The 17,192-nt window shown below is 37.6% G+C and carries 17 protein-coding genes; 12 read left to right on the plus strand and 5 right to left on the minus strand.

The window, feature by feature from the left end:
* Positions 1-692, minus strand: a 692-nt coding sequence (locus tag BMW38_RS09415; RefSeq protein ID WP_139193535.1) for an aminotransferase class III-fold pyridoxal phosphate-dependent enzyme, incomplete at its 3' end; no start/stop codon positions are given.
* A 136-nt stretch (positions 693-828) separates the two neighbouring features.
* Here BMW38_RS09415 and BMW38_RS09420 point away from each other — a divergent pair.
* The 9 genes from BMW38_RS09420 to BMW38_RS09460 all read left to right on the plus strand — a co-directional run bounded on the left by BMW38_RS09420 (position 829) and on the right by BMW38_RS09460 (position 10,597).
* Positions 829-1,251 carry an Lrp/AsnC family transcriptional regulator gene (locus tag BMW38_RS09420; RefSeq protein ID WP_002120489.1) on the plus strand — a complete coding sequence of 141 codons (423 nt, stop codon included), beginning with the start codon at positions 829-831 and terminating at the stop codon, positions 1,249-1,251.
* Positions 1,252-1,580: 329 nt separating this feature from the next.
* Positions 1,581-3,011 carry a gamma-aminobutyraldehyde dehydrogenase gene (locus BMW38_RS09425; RefSeq protein WP_056478623.1) on the plus strand — a complete coding sequence of 477 codons (1,431 nt, stop codon included), beginning with the start codon at positions 1,581-1,583 and terminating at the stop codon, positions 3,009-3,011.
* Positions 3,012-3,039: 28 nt separating this feature from the next.
* On the plus strand, positions 3,040-3,810 hold the full coding sequence (locus tag BMW38_RS09430; protein ID WP_003652774.1) for a nuclear transport factor 2 family protein: 771 nt from the start codon (positions 3,040-3,042) through the stop codon (positions 3,808-3,810).
* A 55-nt stretch (positions 3,811-3,865) separates the two neighbouring features.
* The gene (locus tag BMW38_RS09435; RefSeq protein WP_004641942.1) at positions 3,866-4,585 is read left to right on the plus strand and encodes a FadR/GntR family transcriptional regulator; all 720 of its coding nucleotides are present in this window, start codon (positions 3,866-3,868) and stop codon (positions 4,583-4,585) included.
* A gap of 65 nt (positions 4,586-4,650) precedes the next feature.
* Complete coding sequence (locus BMW38_RS09440; protein ID WP_092707471.1) at positions 4,651-5,358, plus strand: cache domain-containing protein; 708 nt, start codon at positions 4,651-4,653, stop codon at positions 5,356-5,358.
* Between the two features lie 197 nt (positions 5,359-5,555).
* Entirely contained in the window at positions 5,556-6,887 is a 1,332-nt protein-coding gene (locus BMW38_RS09445) for an APC family permease (RefSeq protein WP_092707473.1), read from the plus strand.
* Between the two features lie 18 nt (positions 6,888-6,905).
* A complete protein-coding gene (locus BMW38_RS09450) occupies positions 6,906-8,351 on the plus strand; it encodes an NAD(P)/FAD-dependent oxidoreductase (RefSeq protein WP_092707475.1) in 1,446 nt (481 codons plus the stop codon).
* 148 nt (positions 8,352-8,499) lie between these two features.
* A complete protein-coding gene (locus BMW38_RS09455; protein ID WP_092707477.1) occupies positions 8,500-9,858 on the plus strand; it encodes an amino acid permease in 1,359 nt (452 codons plus the stop codon).
* Positions 9,859-10,237: 379 nt separating this feature from the next.
* Positions 10,238-10,597 carry a hypothetical protein gene (locus BMW38_RS09460; protein WP_004641933.1) on the plus strand — a complete coding sequence of 120 codons (360 nt, stop codon included), beginning with the start codon at positions 10,238-10,240 and terminating at the stop codon, positions 10,595-10,597.
* A gap of 155 nt (positions 10,598-10,752) precedes the next feature.
* On the opposite strand, the gene BMW38_RS09465 is transcribed toward BMW38_RS09460, so the two are convergent.
* Genes BMW38_RS09465 through BMW38_RS09475 form a run of 3 tightly spaced genes read right to left on the minus strand, consistent with a single transcriptional unit; the run spans position 10,753 to position 12,487 of the window.
* Positions 10,753-11,433, minus strand: coding sequence for a DUF799 domain-containing protein (locus BMW38_RS09465; RefSeq protein ID WP_045434453.1), 681 nt, complete (start codon positions 11,431-11,433; stop codon positions 10,753-10,755).
* The gene (locus tag BMW38_RS09470) at positions 11,430-11,798 is read right to left on the minus strand and encodes a DUF4810 domain-containing protein (RefSeq protein WP_092707479.1); all 369 of its coding nucleotides are present in this window, start codon (positions 11,796-11,798) and stop codon (positions 11,430-11,432) included. Before BMW38_RS09470 ends, BMW38_RS09465 begins: the two co-directional genes overlap by 4 nt.
* A 17-nt stretch (positions 11,799-11,815) precedes the next feature.
* Positions 11,816-12,487, minus strand: coding sequence for a CsgG/HfaB family protein (locus tag BMW38_RS09475; RefSeq protein ID WP_005048277.1), 672 nt, complete (start codon positions 12,485-12,487; stop codon positions 11,816-11,818).
* A 383-nt stretch (positions 12,488-12,870) separates the two neighbouring features.
* Between BMW38_RS09475 and BMW38_RS09480 the strand changes: the two genes are divergently transcribed.
* On the plus strand, positions 12,871-13,341 hold the full coding sequence (locus BMW38_RS09480) for a hypothetical protein (protein ID WP_092707481.1): 471 nt from the start codon (positions 12,871-12,873) through the stop codon (positions 13,339-13,341).
* Between the two features lie 116 nt (positions 13,342-13,457).
* Here the strand turns inward: BMW38_RS09480 and BMW38_RS09485 are convergent, their stop codons facing one another.
* Entirely contained in the window at positions 13,458-14,012 is a 555-nt protein-coding gene (locus BMW38_RS09485; protein WP_092707483.1) for a TetR/AcrR family transcriptional regulator, read from the minus strand.
* A 923-nt stretch (positions 14,013-14,935) separates the two neighbouring features.
* Between BMW38_RS09485 and BMW38_RS09490 the strand changes: the two genes are divergently transcribed.
* Together BMW38_RS09490 and BMW38_RS09495 are read left to right on the plus strand one after the other, a co-directional pair.
* On the plus strand, positions 14,936-16,024 hold the full coding sequence (locus BMW38_RS09490) for a YjgN family protein (protein WP_092707485.1): 1,089 nt from the start codon (positions 14,936-14,938) through the stop codon (positions 16,022-16,024).
* A gap of 20 nt (positions 16,025-16,044) precedes the next feature.
* Complete coding sequence (locus BMW38_RS09495; protein WP_213031133.1) at positions 16,045-17,136, plus strand: M48 family metallopeptidase; 1,092 nt, start codon at positions 16,045-16,047, stop codon at positions 17,134-17,136.
* The last annotated feature ends 56 nt before the right edge of the window (positions 17,137-17,192 follow it).

Below are 17,192 nucleotides of genomic sequence, written 5' to 3' on the forward strand. Positions count from 1 at the left end.
CCTACACCAGTTTGTACTTCATCAAAAATAAGTAAGGCACCAAACTCATCACACAGTGCGCGTAAGCCTTTTAAAAATTCGATGTCAGCAGGAATAACGCCGCCTTCACCTTGGATTGGCTCAACAATAACCGCACATGTTTGCTCATTAATCACCGCTTTTGCTGCATCTAAATCATTAAAGGCAACATGGTTGATACCATTTGGAAGCGGTGCAAAGTCTTGTGAATATTTAGGTTGACCGCCTGCTGAAACGGTAAATAACGTACGGCCATGGAAAGCATTTTTAAATGCCACAATGCCACTTTTGCCAGCAACACCACTGTCTAAACCCACTTTACGTGCAAGTTTTAGTGCCGCTTCGTTCGCTTCAGCGCCTGAATTACAGAAGAAAACTTTGTCTGCAAATGTATTTTCAGTGAGTTGTTTTGCAAGGCGTAGAACAGGTTCATTTGTATAACCATTGCCCACATGCCAAAGTTTTTTTGCTTGTTCTGTTAAAGCATTTACTGCCACTGGATGCGCATGACCTAATGCGTTTACTGCAATCCCGCCTGCAAAATCGATATATTCTTTATTTTCTTGATCCCAGATACGTGAACCTTCACCACGTACAGGAATGAAATTTGCTGGTGCAAAAACTGGAACCATCCACTCGTTAAAGTCACTACGAGAAACTGCAAAATTATTCATCTTATCTAGTCCATTAAATTAAAATTATTAGGGTTAGTTGATGACCCTATTATTCAAAATCAAATTGATTCACAAAATTTGTAATTCAGTAAAAAATGAATTATTTTTTAGCAATCTGATAATTGACAATTACAATATGGATAACATTGATCAAATTATTTTAGGTTTGCTTAAAGATAACGCACGGATGTCTGTTACCGAGTTAGCCGAAAAAGTTCACGTTTCAAGAGCAACGGTCAAAAAGAGAATCGAGTATTTAGAGTCTTCGGGCATCATTACTGGATATACGGTACGGTTTAAACCCAATGCAGAACGAAATGTCATCCGCGCATGGATGAGCATTATGGTCGAAGGGACCAAAGCGCAGTCTGTGATTAAAGAATTACGCCTAGAAAGTGCCGTGGAATGTTTGCATAAAACCAATGGCAAATGGGACATTTTGGTCGAGCTACGTTCTGACACTTTAGAAAACTTCGACAAAGTTTTAGAAAGAATCAGGAACATTTCAGGTATTTATAACAGTGAAACCAGCATCCTGCTTGCGAGTCATAAGACCTGATAACTCACTTTAATTTCAAATCATAAGAACGAAAAATTGATGAGCTAAGCATAAGGTTTGGCTCATCAAGCTGCTCTCGATTAGAAAAATTCTTCTATTGTCTTTCGTCAAATCAACAAAACTATTACGACAATGAACCTGCTCTAAAAAACTTCAATAAATTTTTAACTTTTTTTAAATAATCAAATCAAAAACTTAAAATCTAATTTGACTTAAATTCAAACTTTTTTCGCTCACTCCCCTCATCAAAGCATTTGACAGAAAATTTAAAACATAATACATATAGTCTTATATGTTATATGTTAAAACCTAAGGACAAGGTATAAAAAATGGCTAAAACTCAACTAAAACACTTTATTAACGGCGAATATGTTGCTAGCAAAGGAAATGATTATTTCGACTTGGTAAGTCCGGTGACTGGCGAAGTTTATGGTCAATCGCCTAACGCAACCGAGGCAGAAGTGGATGCTGCTTACGCTGCTGCAAAAGAAGCATTTAAAATTTGGGGACGCAGTACACCTTCAACGCGTCAAAAAGCGTTACTTAATCTAGCAGATGCGATTGAAGCAAATGCAGAGCGTTTAATTGAGGCGCAAAGTCGTAATACGGGTCAATTAAAACACTTAATTGCATCTGAAGAAGTGGGTGCATCGGCAGATCAGGTTCGCTTCTTTGCAGGCGCTGCCCGCTTACTCAATGGCACAGCTTCAGGTGAATATTTAGAAGGTTTAACCTCTTCTATTCGCCGTGAACCAGTCGGTGTAGTGGGCCAAGTTACACCTTGGAACTATCCACTCATGATGGCTGTCTGGAAAATTGCGCCTGCTTTAGCAGCTGGTAATACTGTGGTGCTTAAACCAAGTGATACCACTCCTGAAAGCACACTTTTGCTTGCAGAAATTGCCGCACCATTTTTCCCTAAAGGCGCATTTAATGTAGTGTTAGGCCAAGCTCAGGTGGGTTCAAAAGTTGTATCGCATAAAACACCTGCGCTCGTTTCTATTACAGGTTCGGTTCGTGCAGGCTTACAAGTTGCAGCTTCTGCTGCTGCAAATTTAGCGAAAGCCCACCTTGAGCTTGGTGGTAAAGCACCTGTTGTTGTTTTTGAAGATGCCGACATCGATAAAGCGGTTGAAATGATTGCTTTAACAGGTTACTTCAACGCAGGACAAGACTGTACTGCTGCAACACGCGTAATTGTTGCTGAAGCAGTTCACGATGAATTTTTAGGTAAATTAATTGAAGCGGCAAAAAATACACGTTTTGGTGAACCAGATGATCAAGACGCACTTTATGGTCCACTCAACAACGCTAATCAATTAAAGAATGTCAAAACCTTTATTGACAACTTACCTGCTCACGCCAAAGTTGAAACTGGTGGCAAGCAAGCCGATCGTCCAGGCTTCTATTTTGAACCAACTGTGATTAGTGGTTTAAAACAACACGATGAAGCAATTCAAAATGAAATTTTTGGACCAGTCATTACTGTTCAAAAATTTACAGATGAAAATGATGCCATTGAAAAAGCCAACGACATTGAATATGGCCTAGCTTCAAGTGTCTGGACCAAAGATCATGCACGCGCAACTCGCCTGTCTCGTGAACTTGATTTCGGAACCGTTTGGATTAACACCCATATTCCTCTAACTGCAGAAATGCCACACGGTGGCTTCAAAAAATCAGGTTATGGTAAAGATTTATCAGGCTACGGTTTTGAAGAATATACTCGCGTTAAACATGTAATGAGTTCAAATGAATAATAAAAATCAGATTTGAAAGGAGATCAAAATGAATAAACAAGAAATGAAAGACTTTGTGAGTAAGGCGCACCACGAGTTATTTAATTTACATGACACTACTGCTTTAGACCGTTATTTTTCGGAAGACTTTATTGAGCACTCGCCACTGGTTGCCAACGGTATTTCAGGTCTTCGCCAACTGGTAGAAGACTGCCCCGACATGCAACATGAAGCCGTGCGAGTATTGGCAGATGGTGACTTGGTTGCAATTCATGGGCGCTTTCAGGGATTAGATGAAAACCCATTAGTTGGCTTTGATATTTACCGAGTGAAAGACGGCAAAATTGTAGAACATTGGGATGGACTGGTAGCAGAAGCAGCTCCGAATGTGAGTGGCAGAACACAATTAGATGGTCCAACCGAAATCGTAACTCACCATGACCCAGAGGAAAATCGTGAGATTGTGACCTCTTTCTTTAAGAAGTCATTAATTGATGGCAATTACGAAGCATTTAAAGAATACACCCACGGCGATCAGTTCATTCAGCATAGCCCAGATATTGGGGATGGCGTTAAGGCAGTAATTGATTTTTTGAACAATATCCGTAATGAAGGGCAAGGTTTGGTATACTCCAAAACTCATCGCTCCATTGCTGATGGTCAATTTGTATTGACACATTCTGAAGGAAATATTGCTGGAAATCGACATGCCTATTTTGAATTGTGGCGTGTAGATAATGGCAAAATTGTTGAACTTTGGGATGCAATACCGGCTGTGCCTGAAGATGAACAGGCAGTCCATCAATATGGCGTGTTTTAATCATTTATCCGTTTCATTAAGCTAAGTCACTGACTTAGCTTTTAGAGAATTCGCCATGTCAGCATATACGATAATTTTTGCACCTATCGCTCAGGCAACTCGCTCGGAACAAGTTGTTGAACGCTTGGAAAATGCAATTATCTCTGGATTGCTCAAAAGCAATGAACAACTTCCTAACGAGGCGGATTTAGCTCGCTTAATGGGAGTGTCACCGATTACCGTTCGTGAAGCGTTAAATACTTTACGGGTAAAAGGTCTGATTGATACACGACGCGGACGAAACGGCGGAAGTTTTGTTTGTGAGTTACCTTCCGACTTACTCTTAAACAAACATCCTTTGCGTCAAGCTTCAAATGAATATCTTGCTGATCTAGGTGAATTTCATAGTGCAATTTTAAGCCATGGTGCCTATTTGGCAGCACAAAGAACCACTGAATATGAACTGGGCAAAATCAAAGAGCTTATTGAACAATTTGAACAAGCCGTTGAAGCAGACACTCGTGCCCAGCTTGATTTACGTTGCTTGCTCACTCTCACCTCTTTTGCCCAATCAGCTCGACTAGCAAATCAAGAGTTAACAATACAAGCCGAATGGGCTCCGCTCATCGCAGTGCTTTATCAAGATGATCATTTTCATCAATTGGTCGTCGCGCAATACCACCAACTTTTATCATCTTTTGTTCAAGGCAATGAAGATGATGCTGTTATTCAAGCACGAAAAATTATTTCGATGCTAACAGACCAAATGCTTCGATATAAGTTATCTATCGAATAAAAATAATAAAACAGAGCGCTTATCAAATATCGAGTGAGAAATACGGAATTTTAGGAGTTATAGGAATGACCCAACATTTAGATATAGAAGAGCTTCAAAATTTGTTAAAGACGGTGGTTGAGGAAACGACAGCCATTACAGAAAAACTGGCGGCTAAAGCGAGCAAAATTCTGTCAAAACATGAACCTGAAAAAACAAAAGACGTTAAGCTTTCAGGTTCAGAACGTTCAGCTTTGCAAAAAGAAATTAAAAAGGCATTACAGGAAAGCCATTACAGTCAAGGTATCGGCTTTGCAAGTTATAGTCCTGCAACGCAAGAAGAACAAGATTATTGGACACTCGAATGGTGGTATAAAAAAGAAGATCAGTTACAACAAGCCAAACTTGAAAACTATCAAAATGCTCAGCGATTTTTAGATTTTCGCTCTTTTGAGTGGTTCCATAAACCTGCTCAAAATAAAAGTCCGTGCATCCATGGACCTTATGTCGATTATATTTGTAATGGTGCATATACCATCACCCTTGCCCATCCGGTCATGATTCGTGATCAATTTATCGGTGTGATTGCCACCGACATTTTAGTTTCCGCACTCGAAAAACTTCTTATGCCGAAGCTTAAAAACATTAAACAAAAAGCAATCGTGATCAACGATTCTTCTCGAGTCATTACGTCAAATGACGTCACCATCAGGACAGGCACACTATTTAGAGGACAAAGCCCCGAGCAGGTTCTCTCACAACCGTGTCAATCTTTTCAATTGGTCGTTATCTAGAGCAAAGTCAAAAATACTAAATATTTGACCTTGCTTTAGGGCATCACCAAAGCGAAACAGCACCTAAAGCCTCTGGCTTTTGTTCAAACTTTCTTCAAACAGACTTGCTCATTCAGGTCTTGGGGAAGTTTTGGCTCAAAAATAGCATCGCTTTTCCGGATGAAAAGCAAAACAACGAAATTTGAGGTTGAAATGACATGGAAAATAAAACGTCTTCCTTAAAAAAACTGTCTCTTTGGCAAGTCACGATTATTGGTATTGCCTACATGACGCCAATGACAGTGTTTGATACTTTCGGCATTGTCTCTGGAATTACCAATGGTCACGTGCCACTTGCATATTTACTCGCACTTGGTGCCATGTTACTCACCGCTTGGAGCTATGCAAGATTCAGTAAAACTTCAGAAAAATCAGGCTCGGCATATAGCTATACTGCTGAAAGCCTAGGCCCTAAAAGTGGCTTTTTTGTCGGTTGGTGCTCCCTACTCGACTATCTGTTATTACCACTCATTAATGTTTTGCTTGCCGCAATTTATCTCACTGCCCTCATTCCAAGTCTGCCTTACTGGTTTTGGGTGCTTGTGTCGGCGAGCTTAGTCACCTTAGTGAACTGTTTCCGTATTCGCTTACTGGCCAATTTAAGCCTGTTGTTTGTGTTTGCACCCATCATACTCATGGTTATCTTTGTCTATTTAGTGATTCAGGGCATTGGCTCGAGTCAAGGTTATGAGCATGTGCTTACCTTGGCTCCCCTCTGGCATGAGCACCAATCTATACTACCGCTCGTTGCGGGTGCCTCAGTTTTGTGCTTTTCATTTTTAGGTTTTGATGCTGTTACCACGCTTTCAAATGAAACCAAACAACCCACCAAAAATATTCCCCGAGCAGTCATGTTAACAACACTTGCTGGTGGATTCATTTTCTTTACCGCCGCTTGGTTTATCCAGCTTTATTTTCCAAATAATCTTCGCTTCCAGCACCCTACTGAAGCGCTTCCTGAAATTGTGCTTTATGTGGGCGGGGCTTTTTTCCAGTCCATATTCTTATGCGGACAAATTATGAACACTGTCGCCTCTGGCCTTGCCTCTCATGCCAGTGCTTCACGTTTACTCTATATAATGGGCACTGACAATATTTTTCCCAAAAAGTATTTTGGGACAATTCATATCTCCTTAGGTACACCATTTTTTTCGGTTTTATTTGTTGGTCTTATTTCGATGTCCGCGGTTTTTCTAGATTTAGCACAAGTCGTCAGTCTCATTAGCTTTGGTGCTCTGGTCGCTTTTACAGCCGTAAACTTCTCAGTTTTTATGAAATTTTATATTAAAGATAAACAGCGCTCAGGGTTTAAAAATAAATTTCTAAACCTATTTTTGCCGCTTATATCAGTCATCAGCATTATTTGTCTCTGGCTTAACCTTGACTCATCCTCACTGACTTTCGGATGTTTCTGGTTATCTTTAGGCATTCTTCTATTTATCTATAAAACGATTAAAAAACAAAGTATTGCTATTAGTAATGCTTATTAATTTTTAAGGAAATTCATCATGAACATTATTTCTAAACCCCAGTTTTTAAAAGACGTGGAATATAAACCAAGTAAATCTCTACAAGTGGGTAAAGAATGGAGCTGGTTAAATCCAAAACATGCAAAATTTGACACAACAACAGTAGAAGGAACATCGGTAGATAATCCAGCGAACTACTATGAAAGCTCACTTTCTGATTGGCATACATTTGACAGTTTAAAAGTCGATTTAGAATGCGATGTGGTTGTTATTGGTGGTGGTTTATTAGGTTCATCGACAGCCTTACATTTAGCTGAACAAGGTGTAGATACTGTCTTATTAGAAAAAAATCGTATTGGTAGTGCAGCCTCTGGCAGAAATGGCGGACAACTTACCCCTGGTTTGGCACGCTGGGAAGCTCAAGAAATGGCCGATCGATTAGGTTATGAAGATGCAAAAAAACTTTGGCATTTTACCTCTACAGAAGCGATGCAACTCATTGATGACATCTCGGAAAAATACAAACTTAACTTTGACCGAAAATATGGTCACATTACTGCCGCCGTTCATGAAGGACATTTAGTGGGTCTGACCCAAGGTGCCGATGCACGAAAATATTTAGGTGAAGACCATACCCGCATTGTGGGTAAACACGAACTCATGGACTATATTAAGTCTGATTATTATACGGGCGGTTTAATTGATGAGTTGGGTGGACAAATTCATCCTTTAGCTTTGAACCGTGGCTTAATTTATGGCTTTTGCCAAAACGGCGGTTCTGTTTATGAGCAAACAGAAGTCATTTCGATAGAAGAAAAACCAGATGGTATTTATGTTCAAACAGCCAATGCAGTCGTAAAAGCTAAAAAATCTGTAGTTTTAGCTGTTCATCATGCTTCATTTAAACTTTTATCTGAACAAAACAATACGACTATTCCGTTTTATACCTATGTGGCAACCACTGCTCCGCTAGAGCTTGATACAAAAGAGCTTCTTCCCTTTGGACATCCGGTTTATGACACTCAGTTCCAAATTGATTACTACCGCCCCGTGTTTAACAACCGTTTACTATTTGGTGGTCAAGGTACTGGAACATGTTGGGGGCCAGAGAAAACTTTAAATTATCTAGAGCACCGAATTCATACAGTATTCCCTCAAATTAAAAATCTAGAGATGGATTTTGTTTGGAGTGGAACTACTGATTTAACTGTGAATGGTGCAGTTGATAGCCGTAAGTTTGGCAATAAGTTCCCGATTTATGCTGTTCACGGCTGGAGCGGTCACGGCGTTGCACAGACAGTACGCATTGGTAAAGCCATCGCAAGTGATTTTGTTGGGCAATCTAACGACTTTGAAATGTTATCTAAAATTGACCATCAAAATATTATGTTTGGCCGTACCCTTGCACCCGTTGTCATTCCATTAGCCAAAAGCATGTATGGAATCGGTGCAATGTTAAACCCTGGCAAAATGGTGTCTTTCTAATTTATAGAACCACTAATTTTCAGAAAAAGGATTCGTATAGCTTTGTACGGATCCTTTTTTATTTAACTGAGTAAAATCCTTTTCAAACTAGGTTATCCCTAACCAATCTATTACAATAGCGCCAGATTTATAATTCAGCGCATATATTTTGAGCAACTCATCTTCCCAATTAAAACGTGGACTTAAAAATCGTCACATCCAGTTAATCGCTATGGGTGGTGCTGTAGGTACAGGACTATTTTTAGGTTCTGCACAAGTCATCCAGTCCGCTGGTCCTTCAATCATTTTAGGTTATGCCATCGTTGGTTTGGTCGCATTTTTAATTATGCGCCAAATGGGTGAAATGATTGTAGAAGAACCTGTGGTTGGTTCCTTTAGTTACTTTGCACAAAAGTATTGGGGAAGATTCCCAGGTTTTTTATCGGGCTGGAACTATTGGGTTGTTTATATTCTGGTTGCAATGACAGAACTAACAGCGGTCGCTAAATATGTGCATTACTGGTGGCCCCATATTCCCGCTTGGATATCAGCTTTATTTTTCTTTGTTCTAGTCACATGTTTGAACTTGGGCAATGTTAAATTTTATGGTGAATCTGAATTTTGGTTAGCCATTATTAAAGTCGCTGCTGTCATTTCAATGATTGTTTTTGGTCTATATTTACTGCTTACAGCGGGTAGCGACTCTACAGCTAGCTTTGCAAACCTATGGCAGCATGGCGGATTTTTCCCGCACGGGTTCTCGGGCCTGTTTTATATGCTCGCCTTTTTAATGTTCGCCTTTGGCGGTATTGAACTGATTGGGATGACTGCTGCTGAAGCCGAAAATCCTGAAAAAAGTATTCCACAAGCCATTAACCAAGTCATCTTTCGAATCTTGATTTTTTATGTGGCTTCGCTTGCCATCATTATGTCACTTATTCCGTGGAATCAGCTTGACCTCGGTGGTTTAGATAAAAGCCCATTTGTGATGATTTTTAGCCAACTTGGTATTGGTTGGGCGGCACATTTACTCAACTTTATTATTTTGACTGCTGCACTTTCGGTTTATAACAGCGGCATGTATGCCAACAGCCGTATGTTATATGGGCTTGCAGTACAGGGCCATGCTCCAAAAGTTTTTGCACAAGTGAGCAAACAAGGTGTTCCTAAAGCTGCCGTTATCTTCTCTTCTATTCTGATTTTTGGTTGTGTATTACTTAACTATTTCGTACCAGAACAAGCTTTAAGCTATCTCATGTATATGGCCGTGGCTGCACTGGTTTTAAACTGGGCCATTATTAGCTTTACCCATTTAAAATTTAAACGTGCGATGAAACTTGAAGGTAAAGCTGTCAAATTCCCTGCGCTATTTTCGCCTTTAAGTAATTATATCGTTTTGATATTTATTGGCATGATTTTATATATTATGTGGACTCAAGGATTTGAAAAATCGGTGATTTTACTTCCGATCTGGATCACTTTCATGTTTGGGCTATATAAATTTTTAAGTTGGAAAAAAGCACTCTAATATTCAAAGAAGGCTTATTCAAACAGGATAAGCCTTTTATTATTTAACAGCTCGTCTCCCTAAGTAACTTCAGAAAATCTACTCGAAAAACCATTCACATTCTATTCATCATTGTTGAATGGTTCTCTGCTAGGCACATTGATATGTAACCCTTAGTCATTCTAAACATTGGTATTTAATGAGATAATTATTAAAGTACAAGTGTTTACATGATCTATAAATATTTGTGCTCATGTTCAGCTAAAATCAAAGCAGACCAGTTTATTGTTGCAATCACTCAATAGGCAAAAGACACTCCATCGTAAGACAGGTTCTTTACCCACTTTACTGATTTAGCGCCGTCAACTGTGTCACTCAATGATGAAAGACAGGAAATTTTATGGAAAAAACTCTGCAATGTCCTAAGTGTGGTTCTACAGAAGTTGAAGCACGTGACCATGACAAATTACTTAGAACAACTGGCGGTGTTTTACTGACAGCTGCTGGCACAACGGCAGGTACTGTAGGTGGTGCAGCAACTGGCGCTTCTGTTGGAGCAGCTATTGGTACGATTGCTGGTCCTTTAGGTGTGATTGTTGGCGGAACTGTAGGAACTTTTGTCGGTGCAATTAGTGCAGGAATTACTGGCGGTGTGGTCGGTAATATTTTTGGTAAAAAAGCTGGCGTGATGATCGATAAGAACATTTTTCAGGATTACCGCTGCCTAAAATGTAAATACCGTTTTAAACAAAAGAAGTAGATCAAATTAAGTAGGAGAACTAGTTGCTCTAGCTCTCCTGCCTAACCAAAAATTTATAAACCATCTGGAATAATAATTTTTATATAGCGCTCCATATAATTAATATATGAAGCAGCCTATTTTCAATAAATTAACACTTTAGCTAAGAATTTAATTTACTTAGCTACAACACCATCTTGTTGATACTTCGGTGAACGTGGGCCATATAACAATCCCATACCAGGATTATAAGTAGTCGGAGTAAATAGTTGAGTATTTACCATACTTGATAATGGATAAGCCCGATCATTAAAGCTGCCAGCAATCTGTTCAACTAAAGCACCGACGACCATTCCGATTAAACCCGCGTTGCCATCATTACTTGCTTGAACAAGTTTTTTCTCACCTGTCCAAATCACATCTCCAGTTTTTAAATCAACGAGCTTTGCATCAGCACTTACTGTCGCGACACTTTGAATCACCTGATATTTAGAACCATATTCTTTAATGCGAATATATAAAGCAGCATCTGCGCCAAAAATCTCTTGTAATTTCTGAGGTGAGATAGACTGAGCATCACTGCCATTAGTAACACCATTCTCTTTAAACATATTGTCTACAACAGAGATTGGAAAAACGTAATAGCCAGCTTCTGCAACAGGCGCCACCACAGTAGGCCAATAACTATAAGTCGCTTTTACATCAGGCGAATCATTGACTGGCGGTAATACCAAAATTGATTTTGGCATATGCGCTTTATAAGCTGTAATATCTTTATTAGGCGGTGGAGTAACAGCACATCCTGTAAATGCAAGGCTAGAAATAACCAAACCAGCAATTAAAAATTTCTTAATCATGATTTTGTATACCCACCATTCGCATTCATTTTTTGCAATAAACGATCCATTAAAACTGTAGACTCTGGATATACTTGACGTTCAAGCTGGAAATACTCGATTGCTTTTTGAGAATTATTTTCTTGTAAATATAACAATCCCAAATGAGCATATAAACCCGGTGGAACAGCTAAGCCCTTGCCTTTAGTTTTTTCAATCTCAGCTTCTAATTTTGTGATTTGCGCACTTGGTGTAGCTTTTTCAGGTGCGTTATACATCAAATAGGTTTGATGAGTATAAGTTCCCCAATTATATAAAGGCTGAGGACCAGCAGCACAACCAACCAATCCCATAGCAAGAAAACTGCTTAAAAGAATTTTTTTCATTTAACACATATCCAAAATTATTGAACTGACCAACGGTTATTTTGAATATCTGTCACAAGATTATTAACTGCTTCACGAACAGCTAAATCGAGTACTTTGCCATTTAAAGTAGAATCATAAGAAGCTGTAGAGCCAAAACCTAATACTTCACGAGCACCTAATGCATATTCACCTGCACCTTGTACGGAATGCACAACTTCTGATGTTTTTACATCAACAACATTTAAGTTAACTTTTGCATAAGCAACTTGCTCTTTACCGCGACCTAAAATACCAAATAATTGCTGATCGCCTACTTCTTTTCGACCAAACTCAGATACATCACCAGTAATGACATAACGCGCGCCTTTAATAGATTGGCTTGTATTGCTATAACCAACTTCTTGTTTAATTTCAGATAAATTATCGCGATTTAAAACTGTAAAATAACCAGTTTGCTGTAAATGTGTCTCAAGAATAGTTTTCGCTTGCCCACCTAGACGATCTACATTGTCAGAGAAAACACCTCTCATATAACTAGAGCGATTATCAAATTTACCAATAGAAACTGGAGCTTTTACTCCGGTATATTTAATTTGAGATGTAGCTACAGCTACTTGTGGGCTTTGGATCGTTCTTGAAGTTTCAGTAGTTGAACACGCAATTAAACTGAAAGAACTCAAAGTAGTAATGATTAATATTTTTTTCATGTTTACTCTATAATGGTTACAAAATATAAAGAATACATATTATATACAAAAAGACTGTCAAACAATCCAGCAATTTAACCATTGAGTAAAAATACTACTCTTACTTAAATTAAGTTTTTTAATAAAAGACAAATTTTATATCACACCACATTTTTATTTTATGAATATTTGATTATAGGAATCGTATAGCGTTTTATTTTTTCTAAAATCTAAAAAGTATCAGGATAAATCAAGCAATGTTTGATACGACTACTAGGTTATTAGTGCTGAGTGCGAACACTACTCTAGGAACATTTCTATGTGCAATCAAAATGAGCAATTCACTTTACGCTACTAAAAACATATGAAAGAATTGCGAGCTAATATAACTTCTGAAAGTTAAAATGAAAAAAATATTATTTTTTAGTTTACTTAGCATTCTCAGCTCATATAGTTTTGCAGCAGATAATAGTTCAGTGTATCGAGGACTTGGTACTGGTAATCAGGATTTTTTAAGTTTTAAAACACTTAAACAACAAGGCTTTATAGCAAAAAAAGCCAATATTTCAAGAGCAGATTATAATGATGTATACAAGTTAAAAAAGCCTTATCAATTTATGGGGCAAAACATTGTACTAATCTCAGATGAATATATGTCTGAATATGTGGGATGTTGTGTTAGCGAAGGTTGGGGAGCTGTTTTTAAAGAAACATCTAACTTGAAATTGATTCAACAATTTGCAAAAACTAATCAATGTAATATTAGCCCTAAGGAGCCAGATAGTGATTACTATGGGTTTAAAATCAGTTCATTACCTAAAGGGAACTACTATGAATTGTCATGTCGTGAACGTGACCTAAATGAGTCTGAATAAATAGAAGTTAAACTCTAGAAATAAAAAAGCCAAACGATCTGTTTGGCTTAAAAAATCAAAAATCCTGATTAAAACAATCTATCTATAAGCTGTGTCATTTAAGTTATTCATTTGCCCTAAATAAACTGCATTAAAAAATAATCTAAAAGCCTTTCTCTTTCATCTGGTTTGTTCCGATCTAAAAGCTGAACCATTGCCCCATCAATCACAAACAAAAACATGTGCGCATCTTGTTTTGAAGCATTTGAATTGGTTATTAAAAGCAAATTATAGATTTCATTGATTAGCCAATTTCGATAGTCAATTACGGTCTGATACGCCTTGGGATGTGTTTTCGCAATTTCAAAAATAGCTTTAAAAGGCAAATGATAAAGCCCGTCTAAATCTGTATGTAAAAAGTAAATTTTCCTAAGTTTTTCAATTACAGTTAATTCTTTCTGAACGTAGATGATTGAAAGTACTTCTTGTTTAAGACCATCTTTTTGAAAGGACAGACTCATTTCAATAAGGCGTTCTTTTGAGTGAAAGTAATTATAAAAAGTGGCTTTGGGAACTTTTGCTGACTCAATAATTCGGTCGACCCCGACTTTGTGAAAGCCATAATTGTTAAAAAGATATCGGGATGTATGAAGCACACTTAAAGCACGAAATGGAAGATCTGAATGTGGCATAGTTTTACCGTTTTAAAATAAATTTTTGTTGTGTATAAATGAGATACTTTTTTGAGCAAATAAAAGGCATAGCAAAGCCGTAAAGACTGTGCTTGGCACATCTCAAGTTTTATTGTTGATTAAGTTTTTGGTTGAGACGAATTAAAGTCTGAAAAGCCTAGTGACTTTCAAACTGCTCTAAAAGTTTAAGTTGTGTCGATATAGACTTTGGCAAAGGCTGCCAAGAAATGATGAATATGCAAAGCCAACTCCTTTTTATAGGGAGTTCTGCCAAAACATTAAAATTATGGTGGCAGAACGAAAGGGGGTTCGCAGACTGGTCATAGATCCAGCACACCCGAGGGTGTCCCCCTCCCGTTCCACCGTAGAGGGGGCGCGAGGGTGTACACACTAAAAGTATAAAACCTTTAATGCTTCTATGAGACGGTCTGCGACAACCGACTGGCAATGTGGCCAGCAGGCAAAGGATAGTGCTCTACCCTTTTACAGTCAAGCACACAAAACGACATTTGTTTTAAAATAGATCATTAAAAAGTAAGGGTAAATAATGGGTGAGGTATTGTTAAAGAGGGGTTTTTAACGGGATTGAAATTTATATAGATATATTAGTTTCAACAGGTAAAATTAGAATATAAAATATTGTAATTGATGAAATGAATGATGCAGAAAAATTTCAGTTCAAATTAGAATTACTACTAAATTTACAATCGCAATAAAGCACCAATATCCCTTTAAACCTATTATGTATACTTCTCGCGATAAGCTTTTTGCTCTGAACAATTCAACAAAAAGATGCTAGTAAAGTGTTGTTTGCTTTTCATTCTATTTCTTTCAATTTATAAAAAATATATAATGTTCTCAATAGCTTTCTAATTATCTATTACATTCAATCAAGATCATTTAGTTTCAATAAAGAGAATAAAATGCAAGAACAAGCTTTACCCTCATCTCCTCAAAATTTGAATGAGGATCAAAATATTACGCCCCCACCAATTTCACAATCAGGAATTTATCATTTTAAGTTTCATGGTAAAGCCTCAGAATATTTTGGAATCTGGATCGTTAATATTCTTTTGACTATTATTACTTTAAGCTTATATGCACCGTGGGCTAAAGTTCGTCGTTTACGCTATTTCTATGGCAATACAGAATTTTTTGAACGCCGCTTTGATTTTACAGGCATTCCAACCAAGATTTTGATTGGACGTTTGATTGCATTAGGAATTTACGCAGTATTTGCAATTTCATCACAGTATTCAATGATTGCGACTGTGGTTGGACTAGTTGCACTATATACAGCAGTACCTTGGCTAATTCGCGCTACTTTACGTTTTACTGCAAGAAATAGTAAGTTCGGCAACGCACGTTTTTATTTTGGTGGAACGATAAAAGAATCTTATAAAGTCTTCCTTTTGAGTATATTGGTATATATTTTCACATTAGGAATCTTTACGCCTGTAGCTATTTGGCTATATAAAAAATATTATCTTAACAACTTATATGCCGGACAATTAAATTTTAAATTAAACGCGAAATGGTCTGCTTATATGGCTGCAGTTTATATACCAGTTTTTATTGCAATTGGTATAATTGCTATTTTTTCAATCATTTACTTTGGTATTGCAGGAACAATTTCTGGGTTCTCACCGAACGCTGTAGTCTTCGGAATGTTTATGGTATATGCATTTATTGGATTATTTATTTATCCATTAATTGCTGCACGTCTTTTTATTACGACATGGAACAATACTACAGTTGGAAACAGTCAATTTAAAACAGACTGTAATCAATGGCGTTTTGCATGGATTGTAGCTTCAAACTGGATTGTAAAAATCTTAACCATAGGCTTAATGTCTGCTTGGGCTGCAGTTCGTATTCACAAATATCAGATTGAATCGATGAGTTTAATTTTATTAGATGATCCAGATCAAATGATGAATCTCGCTCAGCAAGAACAAAGTGCTTTAGCTGAAGAAATCAGTGATATTTTTGATATTGACATCTCTCTATAATAATTTGAGTTTAATAATTTATGTCCCAAGCAGTAGATATCATTTTCTATGATGGCATAGTGTCTAAACCATACCGTGGTCAGATTTCAGCTCAATCTGAATCTGAAGTTCTCATTCGGTATGGTGAGCAATTAGAACTTCAGCGTCATTATCAATATACTGATATGAAATTGATTGGTGCGCTGGGACAGTTACATCCAGTGATTGAATTATCTGATGATGCACGGATTGAATTTCATAGTGCATTACCTGAATGGTTTAATTATGCAACTAAAAAGGTTCAACATTCGATCTGGAAATTTGAACGTTCTCCAGCTCTTATTCTTTTTAGTGTAGTTTTTGTGATTACTTTCGCGATCAGTCTAGTCAAATGGGGGGTTCCAGCTACATCCCATTATCTTGCTTTTCAATTACCTGAGAATACTTTAAAGAAACTAGGTGATGAAGCCGAGAATTATGTATTAAATAATTGGACTGCACCCAGCCAATTAGCACAAGCTCAAAAAGACCAAATTACTAAACAGTATTTGAATACTGTTGCTGAAAACAGACCAGCCAAATTAGTCTTCCGTAAAGGCGATCAATTAGGGGCAAATGCTGTAGCGCTACCCAACAATACAATTATTATCACAGATGAACTGATCAAAATGGCACATACTAATCAGGAAATCTTAGGCGTATTAGCCCATGAACAAGGCCATTTGGTTTATCGCCATAGTTTACAACAAGGGTTAACGAGTTTAGGCCTAAGTATCTTATACATTGCAATGACAGGAGATAGTTCAGACTTATTTACGTCATTACCGGCTGCTATGATTGGTGCAAATTACTCACGTAAATTTGAGTCCGAAGCCGATCTATATGCTTTACAGCTAATGGATAGGAAACATATCGAAGTCTCGCACTTCGCAAATTTCTTACAACGTTTAAGCGATACAACAGAAGAAGGTATCGATAAAAAAAATCAGTCCACCCCACCAACTTCTCAAGAAGAATCTTCAACTAATAAACTATCTACAGCTGTCCTTGATACTCTATCCTCTCATCCTGCAACTGAAGAGCGTATTCGAATGGTTCATGATTTTGAGAAAAAACAGCATGCTAAAGATTAAATAGTAGAAAATGAGGATTCAGTCCCAAGACACTATGAAATATAAAATTAAGCTGC

Origin of the sequence: Acinetobacter sp. yr461 (assembly GCF_900110445.1) — a bacterium.
Lineage (GTDB): Bacteria > Pseudomonadota > Gammaproteobacteria > Pseudomonadales > Moraxellaceae > Acinetobacter > Acinetobacter calcoaceticus.

Coding starts and splice junctions, on each gene's coding strand:
- BMW38_RS09420 (WP_002120489.1), top strand. CDS start 829: ATGGATAACATTGATCAAATTATTTTAGGTTTGCTTAAAGATAACGCA.
- BMW38_RS09425 (WP_056478623.1), top strand. CDS start 1,581: ATGGCTAAAACTCAACTAAAACACTTTATTAACGGCGAATATGTTGCT.
- BMW38_RS09430 (WP_003652774.1), top strand. CDS start 3,040: ATGAATAAACAAGAAATGAAAGACTTTGTGAGTAAGGCGCACCACGAG.
- BMW38_RS09435 (WP_004641942.1), top strand. CDS start 3,866: ATGTCAGCATATACGATAATTTTTGCACCTATCGCTCAGGCAACTCGC.
- BMW38_RS09440 (WP_092707471.1), top strand. CDS start 4,651: ATGACCCAACATTTAGATATAGAAGAGCTTCAAAATTTGTTAAAGACG.
- BMW38_RS09445 (WP_092707473.1), top strand. CDS start 5,556: ATGGAAAATAAAACGTCTTCCTTAAAAAAACTGTCTCTTTGGCAAGTC.
- BMW38_RS09450 (WP_092707475.1), top strand. CDS start 6,906: ATGAACATTATTTCTAAACCCCAGTTTTTAAAAGACGTGGAATATAAA.
- BMW38_RS09460 (WP_004641933.1), top strand. CDS start 10,238: ATGGAAAAAACTCTGCAATGTCCTAAGTGTGGTTCTACAGAAGTTGAA.
- BMW38_RS09465 (WP_045434453.1), bottom strand. CDS start 11,433: ATGATTAAGAAATTTTTAATTGCTGGTTTGGTTATTTCTAGCCTTGCA.
- BMW38_RS09470 (WP_092707479.1), bottom strand. CDS start 11,798: ATGAAAAAAATTCTTTTAAGCAGTTTTCTTGCTATGGGATTGGTTGGT.
- BMW38_RS09475 (WP_005048277.1), bottom strand. CDS start 12,487: ATGAAAAAAATATTAATCATTACTACTTTGAGTTCTTTCAGTTTAATT.
- BMW38_RS09480 (WP_092707481.1), top strand. CDS start 12,871: ATGAAAAAAATATTATTTTTTAGTTTACTTAGCATTCTCAGCTCATAT.
- BMW38_RS09485 (WP_092707483.1), bottom strand. CDS start 14,012: ATGCCACATTCAGATCTTCCATTTCGTGCTTTAAGTGTGCTTCATACA.
- BMW38_RS09490 (WP_092707485.1), top strand. CDS start 14,936: ATGCAAGAACAAGCTTTACCCTCATCTCCTCAAAATTTGAATGAGGAT.
- BMW38_RS09495 (WP_213031133.1), top strand. CDS start 16,045: ATGTCCCAAGCAGTAGATATCATTTTCTATGATGGCATAGTGTCTAAA.